A 23463-nucleotide genomic window follows, 5' to 3' on the forward strand; every position below is an offset into this window, starting at 1 on the left:
CTATCGCTGCTGGTGTCTCATTCGGTGGTCACGGCGCCGGGCTGTAAGGCGGCGGTGGCAACGGTGCGCAGTCGTTGTTGACCAGGCCGCAGGTTTGTTGCTGCCCGGTGCGCACCGGCGGCACGAACGGTTCCGAACCCGCCGGCGGGGGACCAGGTTCGCGTGGCCTGCCCGGCGGCGGAGCCGGCGGCAGACCGGGATACAGCGGGGTGCCGTCCGGGGCGTATCGCGGCGCCCCATAGGGTGCCGGACTGTCGTATCCATCCGTTCCTTGGACGGGGCCGGGCGCCGGGCCGCCGGGGTGCCGAATGCTAGGCGGTTGCGGTGTCCCCCGAGTGACGGGGAGATAGTCGACATACCCCGGGAAGCCGATGCCGGGGTTGGGCCGCATGTCTAGTCCGGTGCCCCACCCGGTGTTGGTGACGAGGTAGCGCTGCGGGAAATTCTTGGCGACGTCGGGCAACGATCCGCACCCGGGCTGGCCACCGGGGCCACCCTTGGCGCCGTTGATCGGCAGGTTGTCGGGGAACTTGTATGCGTCTTCCCCGAAGAGTAAACCGGCGTCCAGGATCACCGAATATCCGTTGTCGCCGCCGGTCGGCCCGATGAACCTGTCGACGGCGGTCTTCCCGCCAACCAGCGTGCAGGTGAGCTCTGGGTTGTACTTCATCAGCAGCCGCGTTGTGGACTCCAGCAGGTTGATGCCGTGCACGAGGTTGTCCTTGTTCGGGCCGATCAGGTTGGTGCCCGCGCGGGAGAGTCCGCTGACGTTGAGCAACAGTGCGTCAAGTTCCTTGGCGTTCTTGGTGACCGTCGTGCCGGTCGTGCTGGCAGCGTCCAGCGTCGTGAGGATGTCGTGTGCGGCCGCGCTGTAGGCGCCGCTGAATCCCTTCAGGGCGCGGTAGTCGGCCCGGATGGTCTCGCTGCGCGGATTGATCGTCAGCAGGACCTGGTTGAGGTCGGTGGTGGCTTCGCCAATCGCCTCGCCCTTCCCGCGAAATCCGTCGGCCACCGCGGTGAGCACGGCGTTCAGTTTGGGGACGTCGACCTGGTTGAGTACGCCCACGAGGTTCTGAAAGACGGTGTTCACCTCGACGGTCACGTTGCTTGCTTCGACCACCGCGCCGGATGCGAGCCGTTTCGAGGTCGGGTGGGCGGGCGTGGTCAGGTCGACATACTTGGCACCGAAGGCCGTGGTGGCGGTGATTTTGGCGCCCACGTTGGCCGGGATGTACTTGAGCTGCTCCGGGTAGAGCTCCAGCTGAAGTCTCACCGGATCACCTGGCTGAATCGACGAGACCCGGCCAACCTGGACGCCGCGCAATTTCACCGCCGCGCCAGGTTCCATCACCAGGCCCGCACGATCCGACATCAAGGTCACTCGGCTATAGGGCCGCAAGTCCCTGTTGAACTGCGCGATGGTCAGCGCGACCGATCCGATGATGACGCCGAGGAGAACGAAGGTCCAGATCGCGGGGTGCAGGCCGGCTTCGCGGCGCTTCTTCTTCTTTTCCATAGCCGCTACCCGGACAGGTGGAAGTTGCCGGACACTCCATAGGCGGCGAGCGCCACCGCCAGCGTCACCGCCATCGCCACGGTCAGTGAGGCGCGCACCGCGCGACCGACCGCCTCACCGACGCCGGCCGGACCGCCCGAAGCGTAGAAACCGTAGTAGGTGTGCACCAGCATGATCGCTGTGGCCGAGGCGATGACCTGGAGCAAGGACCAGATCAAGTCGAGTGGCTGCAGATAAGAGTGGAAGTAGTGCTGGTAGACACCGGGAGCCTGGCCGTACCCGAAGATGATGAGACTGCGGGTGGCAAAGTATCCGGCCATCGCCGCCATACACCACAGCGGAATCGCGACGAGCACGCCCGCGACCACCCGGGTGGAGACCAGGTAGGGAACGACGCGGATGCTCATCGTCTCGAGCGCATCGATCTCCTCGTTGATCCGCATGGCGCCCAGCTGCGCGGTGGCGCCGGCGCCGACGGTGGCCGCCAGGCCGATGTCGGCGATGATCGGCGAGGCGATGCGCGTATTGATGTAGGCGGATGCGAAGCCGCACAACGCCTGCACGCCTACATCGGATAACGATCGGAAGAGTTGGATGGCTACATACGAACCGGTGGCCATCGTCAAGATGACGACGATCACCACGGTGCCGCCGATGACGGCCAGCGCGCCGATGCCCATGCTCATGCTGGCGATCAGGCGCATCATCTCCACTTTGTATCGGGCGATGGCTTCCCAGACCGAGCCCAGAGCCCTGACGTAGAACGCGGTCTGGCTTCCGAGCTCGTTCCACCTGTTGGCGAAGGCGCGCGCGGCGTTGCTCAGCCGCGGCAGCCGAAGTGCTGCTGGCGCGGCCGTCACATCGTCGCCTTCGTCGTGATCGCGAGCAAGATCCCGTTGATGATGAACAGTGCCAGGAACGTGTACACCACGGTTTCGTTCACCGCATTGCCGACACCTTGCGGACCGCCGCCAACGGTCATGCCCTTGTAACACGCAATGAGGCCCGCCACCACCCCGAATAATGCCGCCTTTGCGTAGGCCGTGATCGTCTCGGTAAGCCCGACAAGCAGCGTGAGGCTGGCCGCGAAGGTACCAGGGTTAACGTGCTGGAAGTAGACGGAGAACAGATAGTCAGCGACCAGGCTGACGATGGTCACAACACTGTTCAACACCAACCCGTTAAGCCCGAGCGCCAAAACCCTTGGCACCAGCAAACGTTGGACCGGGCTAATCCCCATCACTCGCATGGCGTCAATTTCTTCGCGGATGGTGCGAGCGCCCAGCTCGGCGCACATCGCAGTAGCGCCGGTACCGGCGATCACCAGCACCGTCGCAATCGGTCCGATGAACACGACGCTGGCCAGCGCGGCCCCGGTCCCGGATGCGTCGGCGGCGCCGATCTCGACCAGCAGGACGTTGATGATGAAGATCGGCAGCGTGCTGAGCGGGATCGCCAAGAAGACGGCGGGAAACATCGACACCCGCGCCACGAACCAAGACTGATGGATGAACTCACGCCACGCGAAGGGCGGCCGCACGAGCTGCACGAGGATGTCGAGCGACAACGCGAAGAAGGCGCCGACCTCGCGCAACGGCTTCGCTTCAACGTCCCAGGTGGGCCGCACCCCCAGGGACGCCAACACCGCCATCGGAGATCTGACGGGAGCCGGATCCGACGCCGCCAAAGGCTCTGTGTTCGCCGTGTCTCTCACAACCATTAGTGCCCTCGTCGGTATCTAATCGCCACCGACATTGGACCGATCAATGCTCACCCAGCGGAAAGTCAAACCGCCCCCTTCCAATAGTGTGACAGGTAGCACAGCGGGACGGTACACCATGGCTTTCATGGAGGGCAACATACACCTCTCTTATTCGCGCCCATGCCGGATTGGTCGACGCCTGATAAACAACCGCCGATTTGCTGCGACGGTTCCGACAAATTTAGTCCGAATGTGGCAACCGTTATCGAAATAGTCGGCCAGCGCCCCCCGGTCGAAGGCTCTCAGCTAGCCGTTCTTGCATGTGAGCCGCCCACTAGGCCAAGGTCTCGCGGCCCGGGCCAGCGTGGAGGCGCCCCCGCCCTCCAAGCGGATTGGAAGGGTTCGGCGGAAGTTAAAGGCGACCCGTCACTATGATTGAACAATTTGCCATTCGGCAAATATTTCGCATATTCGGAAGACTTTTTGGACGAAAGTTGCCATACAGAATTTTCCACTAGAGCGCGCTTGGTCAATCTGGGCGGACATACACTTTAGAGAGCGTCGACAATTCTGTCTTACAATGCCGGCAGAGCGGTCCAACAATAGAACGCCACCACGACAAATAGATCGCGATAAATGCTTCCACATCGCCGCCGAAAAGCAGCGCTCGTGTGGCGAGGTCGATCGCAGCGCGGCTGCATCAGACGACCAACGGCCGGGGCCTCGGGGAAGCCGGCTGACGTCCGCACTCGAAAACAGGCTATGAGCTGCAATTTTGCGAGACAACGACGACGCCATCATGGTTGATGGACGCGCCGCGGTGCATCCGCGGTCATCAACGTCATCGCGTATGCCATCTCAATATCCCCCAAATGCAACACCAGTAACCAATCGCTCCCAACCCACCGGGGGATCATTGCTGGCCGCGTCGCGTCGATGACCACTTGCGAACATATGACGCCTGCGGCTGCGTTACGACATCAAACCATCTATCTATTTATCTGATTTTCTAATTTGCACGATTCGGCGCGTTGCCGTCGAATTTGAAGCAATCTGTCGGGCGCCCAACCTCATCGGGATTACGGTTGCTGCCCAACGGTTGCCCACGGTTAGCTCGCCATGGAATCAACTTCCACCCACCCGGAGAGCAGCTGGACCGATCCCTGCTGCGCAGCAGGTCCGTTCTTCTACTGCGGCGTGCCACCCCGCCGTCAAGTGCTCCCTCAGCGTAGAAATCTTCGGCCAGCGCCGGAAAAGGCCGGTTTTCGCGCGCCAGTGCCGAGCCGTCCGGCTTGGCCATTGCCTCACTGGTGCTCCGTGCGTCGTAGTGTGCACTTGTGACCGCGAAGGGCCACGCATCCCGCGCACGTTCGTGGCGTGCCGACACTCCTGCAGACGAGGAGGAGGCGCGCGAACGGTTGCTGGCCGCGGCGGACGCTTGCTACGCCGAGAAAGGCCCAGTTCGCACGCGGATGAGCGACGTTGCGCAGCGCGCCGGCGTGCACCGCTCTACTGTGTACTACTACTTCCCGAACAAGGACGCACTGCTGGCAGCCTCGTTTGTGCGAGTGCTTGGCGTCACGGTGGAGCGCGTTTACCGATGCTGGCAAACGGACGAACCCTTCTTGGCTCAGCTGGTCGCGGCATGCCTGGTGGGCCAAGAGATCGCTCGCAGCTCACCGATAATGCGATCGCTGGTCGACGACCACCAAGCCCTCGGCGCTGCCTATCACGCGGCCGAGGGTTCTGAGTTGTGGCGAGCCAAGCTTGCTGACGCGCTGGTGCGGCGCCTCGAGGATGCCGCCGTTGCTGGTGAGATTCGCCGTGATCTTCCGGCGGAAACCCTGGCCCGCTGGATTGTCCGGGTCAGCTTCAGTCTCGTTGCCGAACCGGCCGACCCTGAAGACGGTGGTGACGAGGGCGTGCTGCGGAACCTACTTGGTGCTTCGTTGAAGCCTCGGCCCTAGCCCCGTCAGGCGCCCAACGGTGTTATGCCGGCTGGGCAGTCGCCGTTCGCCACCATCGTCCCGACCTTTCTCCGCGGCTCGTGCCGGGCCGAAACCGGCTAGGACACTGCTGGATTCGTGCCCTCGTTTTTCGCCGTTCCGAACGGGAGGACGCCCCCACCGAATGCTCGTACGCTCGCCGGTGACGAAGGAGCCAGATCGTCGGCTGATCACTAGCTCCGTCGGAATCGGAACGGCGATGCTGGTGGCGAAAACATCAGAGTATGGATAACCTTGTCTCGCTTAGCCATCACCGCGGTTTGTCGAGTAAGTTGCCGTCGGGCGGCCGTGACGGTGGCACATATCGTTTGGCGCGAGGTACGCGGCATTGCAGATCGAAACCTACTGAGGTGGGCTTGTGTTGAAGTCGTTCATCCACGCGTCCGCAGCCGGTGTGATCGCGGCAGGCCTCGCGGCGTGCTCGTCGTCGCCCGCCAATCTATCTTCGTCAGGGCGACTACCGGGGGGAACCGCGCAGGTGACGATCAACAATCGGACTCTCCCCGAGATCCACTCAGTCCAGTGCATTCTGCTCGGTTCACTAACGACGATCGCAACCGGCAACCCAGCCGCGGGCGTTAAAGCATTCGTCTCCAACAAGGATGCGCTCACTGCTAACTCCGTCAGCATCAACGACTTGGGCGGATTCACTGGCAGTTATGAGGCCGGCCTCGGCGGCAGGGCCGACGTGACCATGAACGATCAGACGTACACGATCCGTGGCAGTGCGGACGGGTTCAACACAGATAACCCCGGCCAGAGGACAACCGGCACCTTCACGATCAGAGTCGCCTGTTAGCGGCTAGCTGAAACCCCGTTGGTAACTGCGAGACATGCCTTTCGCCACAGCGTTTCGGGGGCGGCGCCGTTTTTGTCCGGCAGGTGCCGCGATGCATACCGGGCATCAGCCTGGCGGTGGCAGGTAGTTCCCCGCGGAATTCCGCAGCGGCCAAATGAGGCTGGGGCACAGTTCCTGGGCGGCCTGGCTTATCAGATACGTCGCCTGATACTCGCCGGAGTTGTTGAAGTCGGCTTTGACGTCACGCGCGATGCTGGCGTAGCTGTCACCTCGGGTGATCTTGTCGCAGATTCCGTGACCGTAGGCCAGGGCCGCATCGGCGTTGGCGAAGCCGTACCCAGGCCGAACAGTTACGTTTAGCAGGTACGCGACCGCGTCCGCGTCTGCAGCTGGGGCTGTTGCCACCGCGACAACGCTTGAAGCAACGAACGTAGCGACGGCGAGCTTAGCCCTAGTTTTCCCTTGCTTCATGACCGTCAAAGCGTAATATATCTATCTAATTTCTACTAGTACCATTCCAAACCGCGACGTGTACACGGCGTTGCGCTCAGCTGGGGGTTCTGCGATGACGGTTCAGACAAGCAGGAGCCTGTACACGCGCTATCGGCCGTTGCCTTTGCCCGTCCTTCTGATCGCCGCCACCCTGCTGGCCAGCCCCACCGCGCACGCCGACAATGACAACAACACGCTCATACCGAACAACAAACGATTCAACGACGGTGTCCTCGCCAACGTTTTCACAGTGCAGCACCATGCAGGCTGCACCAATGACGTCAGGCCCAACAAGCAACTGCAACTCGCAGCGCAGCGTCACGCCGAGGATCTGCTGAACAACCGCGCCCTCGATGGTGATACCGGCTCGGACGGATCAAACCCACAAGATCGCGCCAATGCGGCCGGCTACCAAGGTCAGGTGACCGAAACGGTGGCCATCAATCAGTCCATAGCAATCAGCGGCGTCGATCTGATCAACCGGTGGTATTACAACCCAGATGATCTGGCCATCATGTCCAACTGCGCCAACAGCCAAATGGGAGTTTGGTCGCTAAACAATCCAGGTCGTACCGTTGTCGTCGCCGTTTACGGCAAGCCAGCGCAGCCAGTCAACACCGAAGGCGAGAACATTCCGCCCGATCCCAGCCCCGACTATGACGCCAGCGACGAGCTCGAATTTGGCTTCAACTGGTTCCCCTGGATTCTCAGGGGCGTGTACCCGCCGCCTGGAAATCCACCGCAATAAGCAAGGCTCACACGTAATGATCAACACAGTCGGCTTCATTGGAGCGGGTCAGACGGGTGAGCCCGTCGTGCTGCGCCTGCTCGACGCCAACGGGCGCGCTATGCGGTTCCGCTGAGGACTTCAGATGCCGCTACCCGATCTGGTTCTCGTCCATGGTGGAGCGCATGCTGGCGACTGCTGGGATCTGACGGTCTCGGAATTGCGCCGCCAGGAACCAAAACTCCGCATCCTCGCGGTGGACCTTCCCGGTCGCGGCTCGAAGCCAGGTGACCTGACCGCAGCCAGCATCGGCGCCTGGGTGGACTCCGTGGTCGCCGATATCGATGATGCGGGTTTTGGCGAAATCGTCATCGCTGGCCACTCGATGGCGGGGGTTACGGTACCCGGGGTGGTGGCCCGGCTGGGCTCTGCGCGCGTCCGTGAGATGGTTCTGGCGGCGGCGTTCGTGCCGCGTCAGGGCGAAGCGATCACGGACACGCTCGACGGTCCAATGGCATGGTTCGCTCGACGCGGCGTGGGGAAGCGAAAAGCGATGAAAATACCGGCTTTCCTTGCGCGCTATGCGTTCAGCAATGAGATGACCGAGAAGCAACGCCGGTTCATGATGGCACGGCTCTACCCCGAAACGATATCGATCGCGACTGAACCGGTGGACCGTAGTGACTTTCCGGCGAACGTATCCCGCACCTGGATCCTCACTACCCGCGATCGCGCGCTTTCCATCGCGTCCCAACGGCGAAGTATCGACGCCCTGGGCGGGGTCCACACCATCGTCGAGGTCGACTCATGCCATGACATGATGATCAGCCATCCGAATCGCACAGCGCAGGTCCTTCTCGACCGCTGCCGCCGATACGATGCCTCGGTCGGGTGAGCGCGTGTACTTCAGATCGAGCCCCGCAGGCTTGGCAGCACCGACTTTTGACTCGTGCTGGCGGCCGCGGTTGACCTGCCCCACCCGACGTACTTCGTTCCGCGGGGACGATTTGCATCAGTGGAGCAGGCCACAGCCCTCAGGTTGTACCGCAGGGCGCAGTCCCGACGCCTGACGCGGACTGTAGGAGACAGCCGACGGCCCTTCAGCGTATGAATGCCACTTTGGGTCAGTCGGCTTGACGATCTCGTCACCGATACACCAGACATCCATTTCCAGATCGTCGACGTAACGTACCGCGGAATAAGCTCACCCCACTTCGGCGGCATCCGCGAGGTCCAATGATCCGGCGGCTCACACACATGACCGTCTGCGTCGATGATCATCTGTTGTTCCTCCAATTGTGTTGACCTGACCATTCTCGAATGAGACCCACTTGCGTCGCAGAGGCAACGTGGTTGCCGCGCTCGTCGAAGAATCCGCCGACGCAGAACGCCCTGCCTTCCGAGGCACTCGGCGACAAATGATCGAAGCGCAACCACTGATCAATGCGGAAGGGGCGGTGAAACCACACAGAGTGATCGAGGGTGAACGTCTGAACGTCGTTGTGGGGCCCGATCTCGTGGGGGCTGAAGGAGCTCCTCAACAAAGTCAGGTCAGCGACACATATGGCGATGGCACTGTGGACCGCTTGAGGACCTTCGAAAGGTGTCGACGTTCGCACCCAGAGGCGCGGCAGCGTACCCTTGCCCGTTGTCGTAAGCGGCTTGCGCCCATTCGAATCCGGGCACCAGTCGACGTCCAGAGAAGACCATCGTCGATAGAATTCCGCCCAATCATCGGGAAAGGGACGCATGGCCGCGCCGGCCTTTGGCGGGCCGTCGACCGCTTCGGCAGCCAGTTGATGCTCGGGCCCAGTTTCCGGAGCGTGGAACGAGGCCTGCATGGAAAGAAGCTGCCGACCCTGCTGCTCGGCTATGACGTGCCGGTCGGAGAACGAGCGTGAGTCGCGCAAGCGTTCGACGCGAAAGTCGATCGGCGGCCCGATCAGCCCCGCGGAGAGAAAGTGCGACTGAACAGAGTGTGGGAGGCGTTTTTCCTCGACGGTCTTGGCCGCTGCCATCAGCGCCTGGCCTGCCAGCTGCCCGCCGAAGACCCGGGGCATACCGATATCGGGCGTGGTCCCTCGGTAGAAGTCGCTTGCGACGAATCGGACGTCGAGCAGGTCGATCAAGGATGCGACACTGGCGACCATCAACAGCCCTCTTGGAGCGGGCTGCGACTTCCGACCGGCGTCCGCGATGTCCGGCGCTCGTGTGCAAGTCGCAATACCGCGGCGGCTTGTTCGGCTGGGATGAGGGCGAGGACCCCGCAAAGGTTCGACGCGACCGCGCTTTTGCTGGGCGTGCCTCGTGTCTGGGTACGCAGAGCTGCCATGGCAATCCCTGTCTATCTAGGCCACTCTTCTGGGCCGTGACTGCCCGAGAATTTCCGTCCGCTTCCCGGTGACCATTTCGCGATACAAATCTACTATATAGCAGAAATTCGAGTACGCCGGCGCGCCCAAAATCAAGGACCGAGGCACTGCAGGCTGCTGTGACACGTCACACGCAGCACCACGGGCCTGGCACAATCGCCAAGCACGCGAACGGCTTTCGTCAAGTCCTTGTTCGCGCCCTTCGCTTCGACCGTTACCGAACGCATCCACCCTTCTTGGGAGGGCCCCGCGCTGGGCGCGATACCGTCGATGAGGCAGCGACGCGAACCCGACCGGGTTCAACCCGTAGTTGATGCCCATCCTGGCATTTTCCACGCGGTAGTTGTCCATGCTCAGGCCCGGAATAAGCGACAGGGTCAGAAAGCCTTGCGTAATGGTTGCGCCGTAGGGACTTTCAGTTTCCACGCGCTCCACATCGACGTGGGTCCACTGGTGGTCCCTGGTCACATCGGCGAACTCGTCGATACGCGACTGCTCCACGTCGAACCACCGGCTGACGCCGAGTTCGGCCCCTGTCGCCTCGACCGCGTCGTCGACCGATCCGAATGACTTCATTTCACTCCCGCCACACCACGAATACAGATATCTATTTAACGGTATACTCTGACGGCGAATCAGGACGACCCATCGGGGCCAGTCCGAGAACCTTTCGGGAGACACATGACGCCGACGACGTCGCGCGCAGCCATAGTGGCCGCCGCCCGCACCCCTATCGGTACCGCCCGCAGAGGGACGCTAATCCACATGCCTGCCGTTGAGTTGGCGAAACCGGTGGTCGCCGCGGCCATCGAACGATCAGGACTTGATGCCGCCGAGTTCGACGACCTGGTGCTCGCCGAGAGCCTGCAGGGCGGCGGAGACAGCGCCCGCTACGTCGCCGTCGACCTGGGCCTGATCGGCATTCCCGGGATGGCGGTCAACCGGCAATGCGCGTCGAGTCTTTCTGCGGTCGCGGTGGCCGCAGGGCAGATCGCGGCCGGAATGAGTCGAGCGATCCTGGCCGGCGGGATGGAATCGTCTTCGACAACACCGCTGCTGCGCAAACGCAAACCGTTCACCACTGGTAAGTCCCCGGAGGACTACGAGGACCCCTGGTCCCCGCTGTCACACCCGCCGACACCGGACGCGCCGGCCCTCGACATGTCAATCACGGTGGCACACAACTGCGCAGTCCAGTACGGCCTCTCGCGTCAGGACCAAGACGAGTGGGCGCTGCGCAGCCACCAGCGCGCGGTGAAGGCCATCGACGCCGGTTCCTTCGTCGACGAGATCGTGCCGCTGCGAGTTCCGCAGGCCGACGGGTCATCGGTCACCTTCGCCCAGGACGAACACCCGCGCCGCGACACCACTCTGGAGGCCTTGTCCGGACTGAAGGTGCTGCATCCCGAGATCGAGGGGTTCACGGTGACTGCAGGAAATTCCTCGGGGCTCAACGATGCGGCGGCGATGGTCGCACTGGCCAGACCAGACACTGACAAGGACGTCTTGGCCAACGTGCTGGCGTGGACCTCGGTCGGCGTGCCGCCGAATCGGACTGGGAGCGGACCGATCTCGGCCATCCCCAAAGCGCTGGAGTTAGCGGGCCGCAAACTAGGAGACGTGGCGCTGTTCGAGATCAACGAGGCGTTCGCCGCCCAGGCGGTGGCATGCACACGTGAACTGGGCCTCGACGAGGACATCGTCAATGTTTACGGATCCGGCATCAGCCTGGGCCATCCTATCGCCGCGACCGGCGCACGGATGTTGACGTCGGTGATCTACGAGCTCCGCCGCCGCGGTGGCGGAATCGGCGTGATGTCGATGTGTGCGGGCGGCGGAATGGGGTCGGCAATGGTTATCGAGGTGGCATGACATGCCTCAACTCATCGCAGACAATCTCTTTCGGGTCGACGGCGAACGTGCCGTGCTCCAAGGGTCACGACGGTGGTCCACCCTCATGGTGAAATTCCCGGCGGAGCGCCCGGAGCTGTTCGACGCCAATCCCGATGTTCAGGCAGACATCGAGTCCAGCGAGTAACCGCTTTTCGACGACTCGCAGTCGACGTATGGCAAGATGCCCCGGACACCCCAGCGACGCGTCCCGCCCAATATCTAAGTGCCCTTTCTGGGAGGGCTCGGTTGCGGACGTAGTCCGAGCCAACATGTTTCTCAATCGCTGGCGGGCAGCGGTTTTGCCTCTTTGAGTGCCAGCGGAGTGTCACCGACACTCAACGCCCCGACTCCGGCCTTGGTCACCAGCACTTCGGCGCCAGTGTCGTCGACGTAGCGTTTGCCCATCGTGCTGCCCCCGGCGAAAGCAGGATCCAGGTCGGCATGGGGTGACTTCTCAGCGTCCAGGGGCACCATCGGCTCTCCCCCGCACCGCAAGTCATCGAGGCTGTCGGCGGACCGCACGACGATGACCTGCGTGTCGCATACCTGGCTCTGCAGACGGGTTCCGTTCTTGATCATCTTCAGCTCCTTGGTTTTTGGTGACTAATGTTGTTCGGCCACAGTGTGCAGACTTTCAACGACTTCGCGGCGGAGTACCTTGCCTGTCGCGGTTGTCGGCAAACCATCGCGGATGACGATGCGGTCAGGAGTGCGTGACCCCCGTAGCGTTTTGCGAACGAACTCGCGCAGCTCTTCAACATCCGGTTCGGCGCCCGGCTCGGGCACCACGATTGCGACGATGATCTGCCCCCACTGCGGGTCGTCGATGCCGACCACCACCACCTCGTGGACGTCGGGATGCTCCACGAGCACGTCCTCCACCTCCGCAGGGGCAATGTTCTCACCACCGCGGATGATCGTGTCGTCGGATCGGCCACCGATGAACAGATAGCCTTCGTCATCGAGCATCGCGGTGTCCCTGGTGGGGAACCAGCCGTCGGCGTCGAGCACTGAACCGATTCCCGTGTATCGGCCTGATACCTGGGGCCCCCGTACGAACAACTCCCCCGTTTGACCGGGCGGGAGTACAGTGCCCGTCTCATCACGGATCTGGACCTCGATGCCGGGCACCGGCCTGCCGACTGAACCGAGCCGGCGCGCCACGGCCTCCTCGGTCGAGCCGTGGGCCGTGCAGTGGTCCTCCGGCGTGAGAACCGCGATGGTAGAGCTTGTTTCGGTGAGTCCGTACGCGTTGACGAGCCCCACGTGAGGCAGCAGCGCGATGGTCTTACGGACCAGCGGCAGACCCACTTTCGATCCTCCGTACGCGAGAGTGCGCAGCGTCGGGAGATCCGTCGGGCCGGCCTGCAACTCGGCGATGATGCGGTCGAGCATCGTCGGCACCACCGTCGCAGTCGTCACTCGCTCGTCGCGCACCAACTGTGCCCACTCCCGCGGATCGAACTTGCGTAGGTAGACGATCCGTCGGCCTGCGTAAAGGTTCGACAGTGCCGCACCAATGCCGGCGATGTGATAAGGCGGCACACACACCAGGGCCGCGTCGTCGGCGTCGGCGGAACCGAATTCGACTGTGCCCGTGACGTAACCGGTCAGGTTGTTGTGTGTCAGCTCCACAGCCTTCGGCGCAGATGTGGTACCTGAGGTGAACAAGACGATTGCCACATCATCAGGATCGGCGAACTCCTCGACGGGTTCGCCCGCACGAGCGGCTTCGGTGAACTCCTTGGACGTCATCACGCGTCTACCCGCGTCGGCGACCAGTTCGGCGTACTCCGGGTCCGCGATTACCAGCGGCGCCGGCAGGCGCCCGATCAACTGGTGCAAACTCTCGGCGCTCAGACGGTAGTTCAGCGGCGTGAACGGAATGGCCGCTCGCGCGGACGAGAAGATCAACGACGGCAGCATGTGCCCGCCGGTGCCGACGTATGCCACGTGCTGAGCGCCGGAGCTGCGGACGACTCCAGCTCCCCCGCTCGCGAGCTGACTCAACTCCGACGCGGTCAGCCGGGCGCCACGATCGACTACGGCGAGACGATCGGGATCGCCGGAAACGGCCATCTCCAGCAGCAGTGCAATGCTCAAATCTCGGGGCCTTTCTCGAATCCGATATATAGTTATATACTTACTGTCCGCCGGAGTCCAACCAGCGATTCGAGGAGCACCATGAGCAGCACGCTGGGTACCGCAATCATCGGCATCGGGCTCCATCCCTTCGGCCGCTACGAGGACCGGGGCGCAGTTCCGATCGGCCGCGCGCTTGCGATCGAGGGCAGATCGACCCACGTCATGCTGGGCCAACCTGGGCCGAGCGCGGAGGCGATCCGGGCGTTCATCCACAGATGGGCTCCTAATTGTTTAGGTGTCTATGACTTAGGAGCGGTAAGAGGCTAATTGCTGTTCGCCGAAAGGAAGACCATGGCAAGCGTCGACGAAGCGGTCCCGACACGCGAAAGGCTCGATGAGGACGACCACGACCTATTGACGTTCGGGGAGGCAGGCGAGCGGCTTCACTTGGAGACCGCAGCCGCCGAGCATGACGTTGGACATCTCGAGCAGTCCACCGCAGATCACGACCCCTCGAAAGGCCGAGCCCGCCTGAAAGCGCTCCGCATGGCAGCGCGATGCAATTCGACGCACCGGATCAACCACGAGAACTTCCAGGAGTTTTTCGGCAAACCCCGTAAGGCCAGGCGCAGCCTACCCTGCACCCAGGCTGCCAATTGACGGTCGTATACCCCGGATGGTTGGTGAACGGCCGGCCGGTTTTGATGTTCCTCTTCATGAGGCGACCCGACGACACGGTGATCGGATACCCCATGACCGGCACCCCACGTGACGGAGCCATCGAGTTCACGACCTATCGCAAGGCCGCGAAGGCGCGCTATCTGGCCGCGGACGAACGCGTCTGCGTTGTCATTGTCAACGACGACGATCCCGCCGAGGGCGTTGCCTTATGGGGCCGTAGCCGCCTGATCGATCCAGCCGCGTTCATTCCCGCACGACCTGAAGTGGGCCCGACAGACGTACCCGATGCCGTGATCGACACCGTTCGCGAGCGTTTGGAAGACGGTAAGCGGGTCGTGTTCCGAATCGAAGTCGATCATTCCCGACCCTCGCGGAGGGTGGTCGCCGCCAATGCCGAAGCGTGATATCCGCATGGACGCGGAGGAGATCGACGAATTCCTGTCGCGCTGCGAAGTCATGGCGGTCGGCACCGTCGACGCCGAGGGCTGGCCGACGGCCACCCTCACTCATAGTGAGTTCCGCACCACAGCGCTGCTGCTGCGGTTGGACCCGACTGATCCCGTCGCGGTAAATGCCATTGCGCGCCAACAGCTCTGCTGTGTCGCCGATGAGCATTCGAGCTACTACGAGATTCGGGGTGTAATAGTGCACGGCCAGCCAAACTTCGTCGACGAAGGTGTTCGTGTCGACATCGAGCGAAGCACGGGTTTCGATTTCGGAAAACTCCAGCGGGGCGAGTCGTAGTGAGCCGAGTGAGACAGGGGCCAGGTTCCGGGCGTCCTACGCGATAACCGAGCGTATGAATGCCAATCTGGGTCAGACGGCTCGATCGCTAGCGCATCGCCTCCGCGAGACGTCTCCATTCATCACGCGGCAAGGCATTCGCATCATGTGACACGAATTGTATGCACACGTGGTCGACTCGGGCTGAGAGATGCTCACGCACCCTGCCTAGTCGGTTGAGAGACGCGGCCCTCCAATCGCTCTCCCGATCTAGTATTGTGCGCCGGCCCCGAGGCTTTCTCCTGCTGGACGGCGGGCGCGACCTAGTGTACCTCTTATAGATAACTGTTTAGCTGATCAGGCGACTGATCCAAGCCGGTTGACCCGAAGGGGGTGACGTAGTGTCGGCCTCCCTCAACGACGTTGTGAACCGTGGCGACTACGTGTCGCAGGTCGCGATCTTCCGCGAGGATCTCCGACAGTCTCTACGCACGCTCGACTGCGCCGATTACTGGCGGACCGCCGCGTACGCGACCGCCGAGACCGGGCTCGAACACGATGCAGCCGTGATGGCACGGTTGCACGCTGATGGCTGGAATCGATACGGCTGGCCCGAGGCGGCTGGCGGCTTGGGCGGCAACGAGATTCACCGCGCCGTCCTCTACGAGGAGCTCGCGAACGCGATGCTGCCCATCCCGGCGCAGGCGTGGACGTTGGAGGTGATGGGGCCGGCGATCCTGAAGTTCGCCCCACACCTGGCACGTGAGTACCTTCCCCGCTGTCTCGACGGCTCCGAATGGTGGGGACAGGGCTTCTCCGAGCCGGAGTCCGGCAGCGATCTGGCCTCCCTGCAGACGCGGGCAACCGACGACGGCTCGGGTTGGTTCATAGTCAACGGTCAGAAGATCTGGACCAGTCACGGCGGCACGGCCAAGCGGCTGTGCGTGCTCGTTCGCACGGGATCACCAGAGAGCAGACACCGCGGCCTGACGATGATGCTCATAGACACGGATGCACCGGGCGTCACGGTGCATCCGATCGCGTTGGCCAGCGGGCGGCGCGAACTCGCCGAGGTCTTCTTCGACGATGTCCGCGTGCCACCGGAACGGCTGGTCGGTGAGATCGGCGCCGGCTGGGCCGTGACGATGTTCCTGATGCAGTACGAGCGCGGCATGTACGGCTATGCCGCGCTGAACAATATGTTGATGGAGTTGGGACGGCTGCGCGAATACATGGTGACCCGTGGAGCGGGTTCGGCCCAGCGAGAGCGGTTCGCGCGCGTGTACGTCGAGGTCATCGCAGCGCAGGCCCGTGCCGCCACCACCGTGCGCAAGCTGGCTGCCGGCGAGTCCGTAGACTCCGAGAGCAGCATCGACAAGCTGCTCTGCAGCGAAGCCGAGCGCGCGGTGTACGACCTGATCCTCGACCTCATGCGAGACCACATGATGGTCGGCACCGGGAGCGGCCCTGACGAGCTCGACACCGCACGCGCGAAGTGGTGGTACTCGCGGGCCGCCACGGTCATGGGCGGCACGGCTGGGGTTCAGCGTGGGATCATCGCCGACCACATTCTCGGGTTGCCGAAGGAAAGCCGCGCATCGTGACCATGCGCACGCGAGGAGCGACTCCAACCGACGAATCGTGGCCCATGATCGAAGAGGCGGTGTTCCGCCTGTTCGACGAAGTCGCGGCCAAGCAGGACCACGTGGCGATCGATCCGCTGCTGGCCGAGCTCGGCTGGTCGGAGATCGAGTCCGAATACCCGGTAGATGCGTGTGCGCTGGTTGTTCCGGGCACAGGGGCGCACGCTCGCGCTGACCGATGCTCTGGACCGCGTCATGCTGGCCGAACTGGCTGCGTTGGCGGATCCGCCACTCGATGCCGTCGTGCTGCCTGCGCTGTCCCAAGGTTCCACGCCCAGTTCGAACGAGGGCCAGGTGAAGGGCATCCTGCTCGGTGTCCCGCGCGGCCGTGTCCTGGTTCCGATCTCTGGGGGGATGGGAACGGTCTCTGTCACCGTCGTCGATGCCGACCAGCTGCGGAGCGAACGGCTCGACACATTCGACGCAAGTGTGATCTGGAGTCGCGTCGAGGGGGCCGCCAACGGCGACCTGACCGATGCGTCAACGGAGTGGGGCCGCGCGATCGCGGCGGCGCATCGCTCGCTGGCCACCGAACTCGTGGCGTTGGCAGACCAGGCCCTGCACATCGCCGTTGAACACGTCAGCGCCCGGGTCCAGTTGGGTTCGCCGATCGGCTCGCGCCAGTCCGCGCTCCATGCCCTAGCGGCTGTTGCGGCCAAATTGGAAGGCGCGCGAACACTTCTCGACGACTCGTGGCGATACGGCGGGGCGTTGTCGGCCCAGGCCGCAAAAGTTGCAGCAGGTCGGGCACACCGCGACGTGGCCGACGCCGTCTTGCAGGTGTGCGGGGCGGCCGGTTTGACCGCCGAACATGACCTCCATCGATACGTGAAGCGAGGCTTTCAGATCGATGCGCTGTGCGGCTCCTACTTGCAACTGGAGTCGCTGCTGGCCGACCGCCTGTTCAACACATATGCACCCGGACGCACACTTCCTGCGATCATCAACCTGGACTGAGGAATCGGTACGCCGCAGCATTTTCGATGAAGTAGGTGAAGTAGATGACGACTTCCGCGCCACCGCGCGGGAATTCTTCGAGCGGTTGAGCCTTCCCTATGTGGAGAAGTCGGACCGACGCGGCTAAGTCAGCTGTGATCGACGGAAAGTACGGCAGACTCGGTGTGAAGGATTTCCGGTTCAACCAGATCATCTCCGAGCAGATGTGCACGAAGGACCTGATGGGCCGGGCGATGCGGTGCCAGAAATGAGCTTGATCACTGGGTGGGCGCGTAACTCGGTTTATGCAGCCCCGTTCGGCTAACCTACAAATAATTAGTTGATTACCACTATCGGTGGAAGGATCGATATGGAGCTCACCAGCCTTCGTGAGCCGAAGATGGCGGATCGCGTGGCCACCGTGCTGCGCAGGATGTTCATCCGTGGCGAGATCGCCGAAGGGACGATGCTTCCGTCGGAGTCAGAACTGATGGAGCGGTTCGGCGTGTCAAGACCGACGCTGCGCGAGGCATTCCGCGTTCTCGAGTCGGAATCGCTCATCGTCGTCCAGCGTGGCGTACGTGGCGGCGCCAGGGTCACCCGACCGCGACGCGAGACGCTTGCCCGTTACGCCGGACTGATTCTCGAGTACGAAGGCGTCACGCTCAAAGACGTCTACGACGCGCGAATGGCTCTCGAGACGCCAATGGTGGTGCAGCTGGCCAAACAGCGCAACGCAAGAGTAATCGCGGACTTGGAGCAGATCGTCGAAGCCGAGGAGCAATTGAAACCAGGCAGCGATGCCGTGGTCCAACTGACAGACTTCCACGTCGCAATCGCACGGCTGTCGGGCAACAAGACCTTGCAGATCGTCAGCGACATGTTGCATCACATCATCGTGAACGCAAACCGCTCGTTACAGCCCACGGAAGGTGCTCGCGCAGAGCAGGCGATCCGCCGATCGGCAAAGACGCACCGCATGGCGCTGGAGCTGATCAAAGCCGGGGATGCTGAGCAGGTCGGCGAGCTGTGGAAAAAGCACCTACGCAAGACGGAGGAGTTTGTGCTGTCGGGTTCGGAATTATCCACCGTCGTCGACCTTCTCGACTGACAGCACCAACACATAGACTCGTTCCTCAACGACGCCGTTGGCGTCGGCGGGGCTCGAATTGGCCGCATGCGCGACGGTGAACACTGGCGGCGCGCCGATGCGAACCGCGTCGGTCCGGGTGGACTATCTGTGTCCCTTCTACTGCCAGCGACCGGTCCCGCTACAAAGCAGTGCCGCTGCGAATCGGGCGCGGCACCGCCGTCGCCGCCGCACGCGCGATCGGGGGACGGCAAGCCTGCGCCGGCGGCACGCGTCACCGCCTACCGCTAGCGGCTACTTCTTGGTTCGAGCGCGGAATGCGGCGACTCGCTCCTTGAACTCTGGTGTCGAGAACGACGTCAGTTTCTCCGCGAACGCGTACTCCAGTACATCTTGTGCAGCCGGGCAAGGTGCATGTTCAGTGCCACCTTCGACGACCCGTAAAGTTCGCGGCGGCAGTGCGGCGAACCGCTCGCCGAGCGCCAGCGCCTCGTCGGGCACCGCGTCGTCATCGGCGTCGAGCGCCTTCCAGTTCGTGGCGAACACGTGGTGCACGTCCTCGGTGACGGAGTTGAGCGCTTCCCGCCGATTGATGCTCACGATGTGGACGCTGCGCCGCGCTTCTCCACAGAAGCCATGGGACATAGGGCCTCGCTCCTGCGCGACGGGGCCCGCCGCGATCGCAGATCCAATGCGATATATAGTTATAGCATTTGACTCGCATGTCCGTGTCAGCGGGCGAGAGGAGCCGTGACACGGCGCGCGCAGAGCTGGAGAAACGACTACGGCACACCGGCCGGCTATGCGCGTCGGCTCGGCCGGATGCCCCAGACTGCTGCCGATCCGTGGGACCTGGCGATCGGCAATTTATGACAGGTTCAGTCCACACAAAAGGAGAATTAGTGACAGTCGAAAAATTCAACGGTGCGTCCGCGATCGTCAGCGGAGGCGCGGGCGGCCTCGGTGAGGCCACGGTGCGGCGATTGCACGCCGAAGGCCTCGGCGTGGTGATCGCCGACCTGGCCGCCGACAAGGGCAAGGCGCTCGCCGACGAGTTGGGCAGCCGCGCGAGTTTCGTCAGTACCGATGTGACGAGCGAAGACTCGGTCGAGGAAGCGATCGAACAGGCCAATCAACTGGGTCGTCTGCGGTATGCCGTCGTCGCCCACGGTGGATTCGGCGTCGCTCAACGCATCGTGCAGCGCGACGGCAGCCCGGCTGATTTTGCGGGGTTCACCAAGACCATCGATCTCTATCTCAGCGGGACTTACAACGTCGCTCGGCTCGTCGCCGCTTCCATCGCAGCTGCGGAACCCCAGGCCGACGGCGAACGAGGCGCATTGGTGCTCACGGCGTCCATCGCCGGTTACGAGGGCCAGATCGGTCAAACCGCTTACGCTGCGGCAAAAGGCGGTGTGATCGGATTGACGATCGCCGCCGCGCGCGACCTCAGTGCCGCCGGCATTCGGGTCAACACCATCGCACCCGGGACCATGAAGACGCCGATCATGGAGTCGGTCGGAGAAGAGGCCATCGCCAAGTTCGCCGCCAACGTGCCATTCCCCAAACGGCTCGGCACGCCCGAGGAATTCGCCGATGCTGCGGTCTTCCTGCTGACGAACGGGTATGTCAACGGCGAAGTGATGCGTCTCGACGGCGCACAACGGTTTACTCCGCGTTGAGTAGCAGCTCACACCGGCCAAGCACGCTGAACTCTTGTGTCAGCAAGCGTTTTTGACGGAGCACGTTCCGATCCTGCCCAATCCTTTCTTTAGCCCGCGAAGAATGGCCGACGCGAACGACAGTGGCGCAGGGCGGACAGCTCATTGGGTTGGTCAGCCGCGGCGCCTACCCATGTCAGAAACGGGCGCCCCGACGCAAGGATGCATAAGGTCACCCAATTGACTATGGCAGTCAACTGTCATAACGTGTCCGCCGTGGCCAAAAACGTGCTCGTCGTGCTGAGCAATCCGATCGCTGATGAGGACGATGCCTTCAACAAGTGGTACGACAACACGGGCATACCCCAGGTCCTTGATGTACCCGGAGTGGTTGCGGCGCAACGGTATGCGATCTCGGAGGTCAACGTTCCCGATGATCAGGAATTGCCCGCCGTGCTGCCACCCCCGACTCACCGGTACCTGGTGATCTATGAACTAGACCGGGAACCCGAACAAGTGATGCAGGAATTCCTTGCAAGGTCGATGGCAGGAAAGTTCACCCTCGGCGAGTCGCTGGACCTGGGCACCATCTCGCTCACCGGGTGGACACCGGTCGGTAAGCGCCGGCTCGCGAAATTGTAGGACGCCCGAGCGAGATCCTCGATATCTTGCACACCGAACGAGTCTCCCGACGGTTTAATCCGACGCGATCCCGTCGACCTGCCGCCTGAGGCCTCATAATACCGGCAGTCAGCGGAGCGTTTCCCGCCGACCTTGCCACGATGAACGATCAAGACCGTCAAGAGCTGTGGGCGACGAATGGGAGGAGAAGGGCCAGTGCTACCGAAACCATTGGGTCTCAGTGCATAATCTCGAACCGTGGGAGGACCTGGCTAAGTTCCTCCATCACGCAGCGCTCGCGCATACGCGCTGAAGTGCCTGTCGGCCCGCCCCGAGCTCGGTACGATAGGGCATCACTGATTGCCGTCCCCCGAAAAGGATGACCATGGCAAGCGACGATGAGGCAGGCGCCGTCCCATCACGCGAAAAGCTCGACGAGGACGACCACGACCTATTGACTTTTGGAGAAGCAGGCGAGCGGCTTCGCCTCGAGATCGCGGCGGTCGAGCGTGACGTCGTGCATCTCGAGCGGACCGGCTCCGCGGACGGCCTGCCGAAGGCTCGAGCGCGTTTGGCCGCGCTTCGCGCGGCAGCGAAACGCAATTCGACACACCCCATAAACGACGAGAACTTCGAAAAGTTCTTCGGGTACGCCGGCAAAGCTAAGCGCAACCTGTCGCACATCCACCCGACCAATTGACGAGTGAGTTATCCGGAGCGGTGGATGGCTGGCCGGCCCGTTCCCCCGGCGTTGCACTAGGCGTTGCAGTCGCCTCACAAATACGTGACTTGTACCGGTAATCATTAATCCAGCCAGCTCCGGATCCCCGCTGACTACTGATCGCTGGAGCCATGGCATTGGCTCCCTGCGGGCGGTCGAGAGCGCAGATCGCCGTTTCGCCAACACGTTTCAACGTGAGAAATGGGTATCAAACCACTCGCCGTCGGGCGGGCCATCGAGATCCTGAGACCGGAGTCGATCCTCCCGGGTCGTGAATCCGCAGACAGCTATACATTTATATGATTACTGCAACCTGTGCTATAACGGACGCATGCCCTCCATCAAGCCTTTCCGTATTTTGGTTCCTGATGCCGCACTCGACGATCTGAAGGCGCGGCTGGAGCGAACCCGTTGGCCGGAGGTCGAATGCGTCGAGGACTGGAGCCAGGGCATGCCGCTCGCTTACACCCGCGAGTTGGCTGCGTACTGGGCGAACGAATACGACTGGCGCGCACGCGAGTCGGCTTTGAATAGGTTCGATCACTGCACCACCGAAATCGACGGCCTGGAGATTCATTTCATTCATCAGCGCTCCCCGCGCAGCGACGCGCTGCCGCTGGTGATCACCCACGGTTGGCCTGGATCAATCGTTGAGTTCCACAAGGTGATCGAACCACTGACGGAAATGGGATTCCACGTGGTGTGCCCGTCGTTACCCGGTTTTGGCTTCTCAGGCAAGCCCACGAATACCGGTTGGGGCATCGAGAAGATCGCCACCGCGTGGGATACGCTGATGGGCCGTCTGGGATACGAGCGGTACGGGGCGCAGGGCGGCGACTGGGGCGCCGCCGTGACCACACAGCTGGGCCGTGCCGGCGGAAGATGCGTCGCCATTCACCTCAACATGCCGGTCAGCTTTCCGCCGGCGGACATGGGCCAGCCGACTGACGAAGAGCAACAGGCGCTAGACAGCCTCGCCTACTATCAGCGCTGGGACTCAGGCTATTCGAGCCAACAGGCAACCAGGCCGCAGACCCTCGGCTACGGTCTTGTGGACTCACCGGTCGGGCAGATGGCGTGGATCGTTGAGAAGTTCTGGCGTTGGATGGACTGCGACGGCCACCCGGAGAACGTGCTGACACGCGACGAGCTCCTCGACAACGTGATGCTGTACTGGACGACCGCGTCGGCGGCGTCGTCGGCCCGCCTGTATTGGGAGAGTTTCTTCTCCACCTTCGGCGGTCAATTCGATCGCGTAGAGGTACCCACCGGCATCGCGGCATTTCCGAAGGAAGTATTCAAGACTCCCCGTAGTTGGTGCGAGCCCAACTACAACATCACGCATTGGACGTCCATGCCGCGCGGCGGTCACTTCGCCGCGTTCGAGCAGCCCGAGCTCTTCGTCGACGACGTGACGTCATTCTTCGCTACGGTGCGAAAGAGCTGAAATATCGGGCTGGTTGGTCAACCCGCGATGGCGTCAAACTCAGTGCCGAGTGCAAGGATGTCGGGTCGGTGTCGAGGTTCGACCGCACAGGCCGGTGCGCGATTTTGCGTCCGCTCACCGCGGTTGCGATACGGGGAGTCGCGGCTTCACCACCCGTCGTGATCGATGGCATGCTCGCCGCGGCTGGATTCACTGTGGTGCAGCAGATTTCGACAACGAAATCTCGACCTCGTCAGCGAAGCGCGCCATGCCGCAGCCCGACTCCGGTACTCAGCTTGGGCAGCTGCTCGGCATCCGCGCAACCGGGCGCCGCTCTTCTACCCCGGCTCACCATGCCAATCCGCATGA

The 23463-nt window shown here is 62.7% G+C and carries 24 protein-coding genes and 1 pseudogene; 16 read left to right on the forward strand and 9 right to left on the reverse strand.

Annotated features, from left to right (window positions below):
- Window positions 1–28: 28 nt before the first annotated feature.
- The 3 genes from G6N37_RS14595 to G6N37_RS14605 are packed head-to-tail and all read right to left on the reverse strand — an operon-like array spanning window position 29 to window position 3167.
- Complete coding sequence (locus G6N37_RS14595) at window positions 29–1516, reverse strand: MCE family protein (RefSeq protein WP_102419692.1); 1488 nt, start codon at window positions 1514–1516, stop codon at window positions 29–31.
- 5 nt (window positions 1517–1521) lie between these two features.
- Complete coding sequence (locus G6N37_RS14600) at window positions 1522–2376, reverse strand: ABC transporter permease (protein WP_102419691.1); 855 nt, start codon at window positions 2374–2376, stop codon at window positions 1522–1524.
- Window positions 2373–3167 carry an MlaE family ABC transporter permease gene (locus G6N37_RS14605; RefSeq protein ID WP_067919768.1) on the reverse strand — a complete coding sequence of 265 codons (795 nt, stop codon included), beginning with the start codon at window positions 3165–3167 and terminating at the stop codon, window positions 2373–2375. Before G6N37_RS14605 ends, G6N37_RS14600 begins: the two co-directional genes overlap by 4 nt.
- Before the next feature lie 1388 nt (window positions 3168–4555).
- Between G6N37_RS14605 and G6N37_RS14610 the strand changes: the two genes are divergently transcribed.
- Together G6N37_RS14610 and G6N37_RS14615 are read left to right on the forward strand one after the other, a co-directional pair.
- Window positions 4556–5185: a TetR/AcrR family transcriptional regulator gene (locus tag G6N37_RS14610; protein ID WP_067919769.1), complete on the forward strand. Its 630-nt coding sequence runs from the start codon at window positions 4556–4558 to the stop codon at window positions 5183–5185.
- Between the two features lie 400 nt (window positions 5186–5585).
- Window positions 5586–6023, forward strand: a complete 438-nt coding sequence (locus G6N37_RS14615; RefSeq protein WP_082962475.1) for a lipoprotein LpqH — start codon at window positions 5586–5588, stop codon at window positions 6021–6023.
- Window positions 6024–6128: 105 nt separating this feature from the next.
- Here G6N37_RS14615 and G6N37_RS14620 read toward each other — a convergent pair whose 3' ends face one another.
- Window positions 6129–6494, reverse strand: a complete 366-nt coding sequence (locus G6N37_RS14620) for a DUF732 domain-containing protein (RefSeq protein ID WP_102419690.1) — start codon at window positions 6492–6494, stop codon at window positions 6129–6131.
- A 175-nt stretch (window positions 6495–6669) separates the two neighbouring features.
- On the opposite strand from G6N37_RS14620, the gene G6N37_RS14625 reads away from it, so the two are divergent.
- Window positions 6670–7263, forward strand: a complete 594-nt coding sequence (locus G6N37_RS14625) for a CAP domain-containing protein (protein ID WP_067919804.1) — start codon at window positions 6670–6672, stop codon at window positions 7261–7263.
- Window positions 7264–7387: 124 nt separating this feature from the next.
- A complete protein-coding gene (locus G6N37_RS14630; RefSeq protein ID WP_102419689.1) occupies window positions 7388–8137 on the forward strand; it encodes an alpha/beta fold hydrolase in 750 nt (249 codons plus the stop codon).
- A gap of 382 nt (window positions 8138–8519) precedes the next feature.
- Here G6N37_RS14630 and G6N37_RS14635 read toward each other — a convergent pair whose 3' ends face one another.
- Both G6N37_RS14635 and G6N37_RS26260 read right to left on the reverse strand, forming a co-directional pair.
- Window positions 8520–9371: an acyl-CoA thioesterase gene (locus G6N37_RS14635; protein ID WP_158244000.1), complete on the reverse strand. Its 852-nt coding sequence runs from the start codon at window positions 9369–9371 to the stop codon at window positions 8520–8522.
- A 522-nt stretch (window positions 9372–9893) separates the two neighbouring features.
- A pseudogene (locus G6N37_RS26260) lies at window positions 9894–10190 on the reverse strand (MaoC/PaaZ C-terminal domain-containing protein); the annotation flags it as partial.
- A gap of 105 nt (window positions 10191–10295) precedes the next feature.
- On the opposite strand from G6N37_RS26260, the gene G6N37_RS14645 reads away from it, so the two are divergent.
- Window positions 10296–11486: a thiolase family protein gene (locus tag G6N37_RS14645; protein WP_163681498.1), complete on the forward strand. Its 1191-nt coding sequence runs from the start codon at window positions 10296–10298 to the stop codon at window positions 11484–11486.
- A gap of 1 nt (window position 11487) precedes the next feature.
- Window positions 11488–11652 carry a hypothetical protein gene (locus G6N37_RS14650; protein WP_156764297.1) on the forward strand — a complete coding sequence of 55 codons (165 nt, stop codon included), beginning with the start codon at window positions 11488–11490 and terminating at the stop codon, window positions 11650–11652.
- A 131-nt stretch (window positions 11653–11783) separates the two neighbouring features.
- Here the strand turns inward: G6N37_RS14650 and G6N37_RS14655 are convergent, their stop codons facing one another.
- A complete protein-coding gene (locus G6N37_RS14655) occupies window positions 11784–12086 on the reverse strand; it encodes a hypothetical protein (RefSeq protein ID WP_067919784.1) in 303 nt (100 codons plus the stop codon).
- 24 nt (window positions 12087–12110) lie between these two features.
- Window positions 12111–13610 carry a class I adenylate-forming enzyme family protein gene (locus tag G6N37_RS14660; protein ID WP_232074993.1) on the reverse strand — a complete coding sequence of 500 codons (1500 nt, stop codon included), beginning with the start codon at window positions 13608–13610 and terminating at the stop codon, window positions 12111–12113.
- A gap of 309 nt (window positions 13611–13919) precedes the next feature.
- Between G6N37_RS14660 and G6N37_RS14665 the strand changes: the two genes are divergently transcribed.
- The 6 genes from G6N37_RS14665 (at window position 13920) to G6N37_RS14690 (ending at window position 18686) form a co-directional block, all read left to right on the forward strand.
- Window positions 13920–14252 (forward strand): acyl-CoA synthetase, encoded by a 333-nt coding sequence (locus G6N37_RS14665; RefSeq protein ID WP_232074996.1) that lies wholly within the window; start codon window positions 13920–13922, stop codon window positions 14250–14252.
- 56 nt (window positions 14253–14308) lie between these two features.
- Window positions 14309–14677: a pyridoxamine 5'-phosphate oxidase family protein gene (locus G6N37_RS14670; protein ID WP_158243999.1), complete on the forward strand. Its 369-nt coding sequence runs from the start codon at window positions 14309–14311 to the stop codon at window positions 14675–14677.
- Window positions 14664–15017: a pyridoxamine 5'-phosphate oxidase family protein gene (locus tag G6N37_RS14675; protein WP_067919787.1), complete on the forward strand. Its 354-nt coding sequence runs from the start codon at window positions 14664–14666 to the stop codon at window positions 15015–15017. The genes G6N37_RS14670 and G6N37_RS14675 overlap by 14 nt, the downstream gene beginning before the upstream one ends.
- A 380-nt stretch (window positions 15018–15397) precedes the next feature.
- Window positions 15398–16600 carry an acyl-CoA dehydrogenase family protein gene (locus tag G6N37_RS14680; protein WP_102419685.1) on the forward strand — a complete coding sequence of 401 codons (1203 nt, stop codon included), beginning with the start codon at window positions 15398–15400 and terminating at the stop codon, window positions 16598–16600.
- A 165-nt stretch (window positions 16601–16765) separates the two neighbouring features.
- A complete protein-coding gene (locus G6N37_RS14685; RefSeq protein ID WP_372514678.1) occupies window positions 16766–17596 on the forward strand; it encodes an acyl-CoA dehydrogenase family protein in 831 nt (276 codons plus the stop codon).
- Between the two features lie 349 nt (window positions 17597–17945).
- Window positions 17946–18686 carry a FadR/GntR family transcriptional regulator gene (locus G6N37_RS14690; RefSeq protein WP_067919793.1) on the forward strand — a complete coding sequence of 247 codons (741 nt, stop codon included), beginning with the start codon at window positions 17946–17948 and terminating at the stop codon, window positions 18684–18686.
- 273 nt (window positions 18687–18959) lie between these two features.
- Here the strand turns inward: G6N37_RS14690 and G6N37_RS14700 are convergent, their stop codons facing one another.
- Window positions 18960–19265, reverse strand: a complete 306-nt coding sequence (locus G6N37_RS14700) for a Clp protease/crotonase-like domain-containing protein (protein WP_232074998.1) — start codon at window positions 19263–19265, stop codon at window positions 18960–18962.
- A gap of 302 nt (window positions 19266–19567) precedes the next feature.
- Between G6N37_RS14700 and G6N37_RS14705 the strand changes: the two genes are divergently transcribed.
- From G6N37_RS14705 to G6N37_RS14720, 4 genes are all read left to right on the forward strand, one after another.
- Complete coding sequence (locus tag G6N37_RS14705) at window positions 19568–20347, forward strand: SDR family oxidoreductase (RefSeq protein WP_163685072.1); 780 nt, start codon at window positions 19568–19570, stop codon at window positions 20345–20347.
- Window positions 20348–20602: 255 nt separating this feature from the next.
- Window positions 20603–20968, forward strand: a complete 366-nt coding sequence (locus G6N37_RS14710) for a hypothetical protein (protein WP_067919812.1) — start codon at window positions 20603–20605, stop codon at window positions 20966–20968.
- Window positions 20969–21332: 364 nt separating this feature from the next.
- Window positions 21333–21647: an acyl-CoA synthetase gene (locus G6N37_RS14715; protein WP_197745706.1), complete on the forward strand. Its 315-nt coding sequence runs from the start codon at window positions 21333–21335 to the stop codon at window positions 21645–21647.
- A 352-nt stretch (window positions 21648–21999) separates the two neighbouring features.
- Window positions 22000–23115 (forward strand): epoxide hydrolase family protein, encoded by a 1116-nt coding sequence (locus G6N37_RS14720; protein WP_102419681.1) that lies wholly within the window; start codon window positions 22000–22002, stop codon window positions 23113–23115.
- Window positions 23116–23463 lie beyond the last annotated feature (348 nt).

It is taken from the genome of Mycobacterium seoulense (assembly GCF_010731595.1).
GTDB classification, from domain to species: Bacteria; Actinomycetota; Actinomycetes; order Mycobacteriales; family Mycobacteriaceae; genus Mycobacterium; species Mycobacterium seoulense.

What these genes read in the sequence shown, in the direction of transcription:
- G6N37_RS14595 (WP_102419692.1), bottom strand. Translation starts at nt 1,516, where the DNA reads ATGGAAAAGAAGAAGAAGCGCCGCGAAGCCGGCCTGCACCCCGCGATC.
- G6N37_RS14605 (WP_067919768.1), bottom strand. Translation starts at nt 3,167, where the DNA reads ATGGCGGTGTTGGCGTCCCTGGGGGTGCGGCCCACCTGGGACGTTGAA.
- G6N37_RS14620 (WP_102419690.1), bottom strand. Translation starts at nt 6,494, where the DNA reads ATGAAGCAAGGGAAAACTAGGGCTAAGCTCGCCGTCGCTACGTTCGTT.
- G6N37_RS14630 (WP_102419689.1), top strand. Translation starts at nt 7,388, where the DNA reads ATGCCGCTACCCGATCTGGTTCTCGTCCATGGTGGAGCGCATGCTGGC.
- G6N37_RS14645 (WP_163681498.1), top strand. Translation starts at nt 10,296, where the DNA reads ATGACGCCGACGACGTCGCGCGCAGCCATAGTGGCCGCCGCCCGCACC.
- G6N37_RS14650 (WP_156764297.1), top strand. Translation starts at nt 11,488, where the DNA reads ATGCCTCAACTCATCGCAGACAATCTCTTTCGGGTCGACGGCGAACGT.
- G6N37_RS14655 (WP_067919784.1), bottom strand. Translation starts at nt 12,086, where the DNA reads ATGATCAAGAACGGAACCCGTCTGCAGAGCCAGGTATGCGACACGCAG.
- G6N37_RS14670 (WP_158243999.1), top strand. Translation starts at nt 14,309, where the DNA reads ATGAGGCGACCCGACGACACGGTGATCGGATACCCCATGACCGGCACC.
- G6N37_RS14675 (WP_067919787.1), top strand. Translation starts at nt 14,664, where the DNA reads ATGCCGAAGCGTGATATCCGCATGGACGCGGAGGAGATCGACGAATTC.
- G6N37_RS14685 (WP_372514678.1), top strand. Translation starts at nt 16,766, where the DNA reads ATGCGTGTGCGCTGGTTGTTCCGGGCACAGGGGCGCACGCTCGCGCTG.
- G6N37_RS14690 (WP_067919793.1), top strand. Translation starts at nt 17,946, where the DNA reads ATGGAGCTCACCAGCCTTCGTGAGCCGAAGATGGCGGATCGCGTGGCC.
- G6N37_RS14715 (WP_197745706.1), top strand. Translation starts at nt 21,333, where the DNA reads ATGGCAAGCGACGATGAGGCAGGCGCCGTCCCATCACGCGAAAAGCTC.
- G6N37_RS14720 (WP_102419681.1), top strand. Translation starts at nt 22,000, where the DNA reads ATGCCCTCCATCAAGCCTTTCCGTATTTTGGTTCCTGATGCCGCACTC.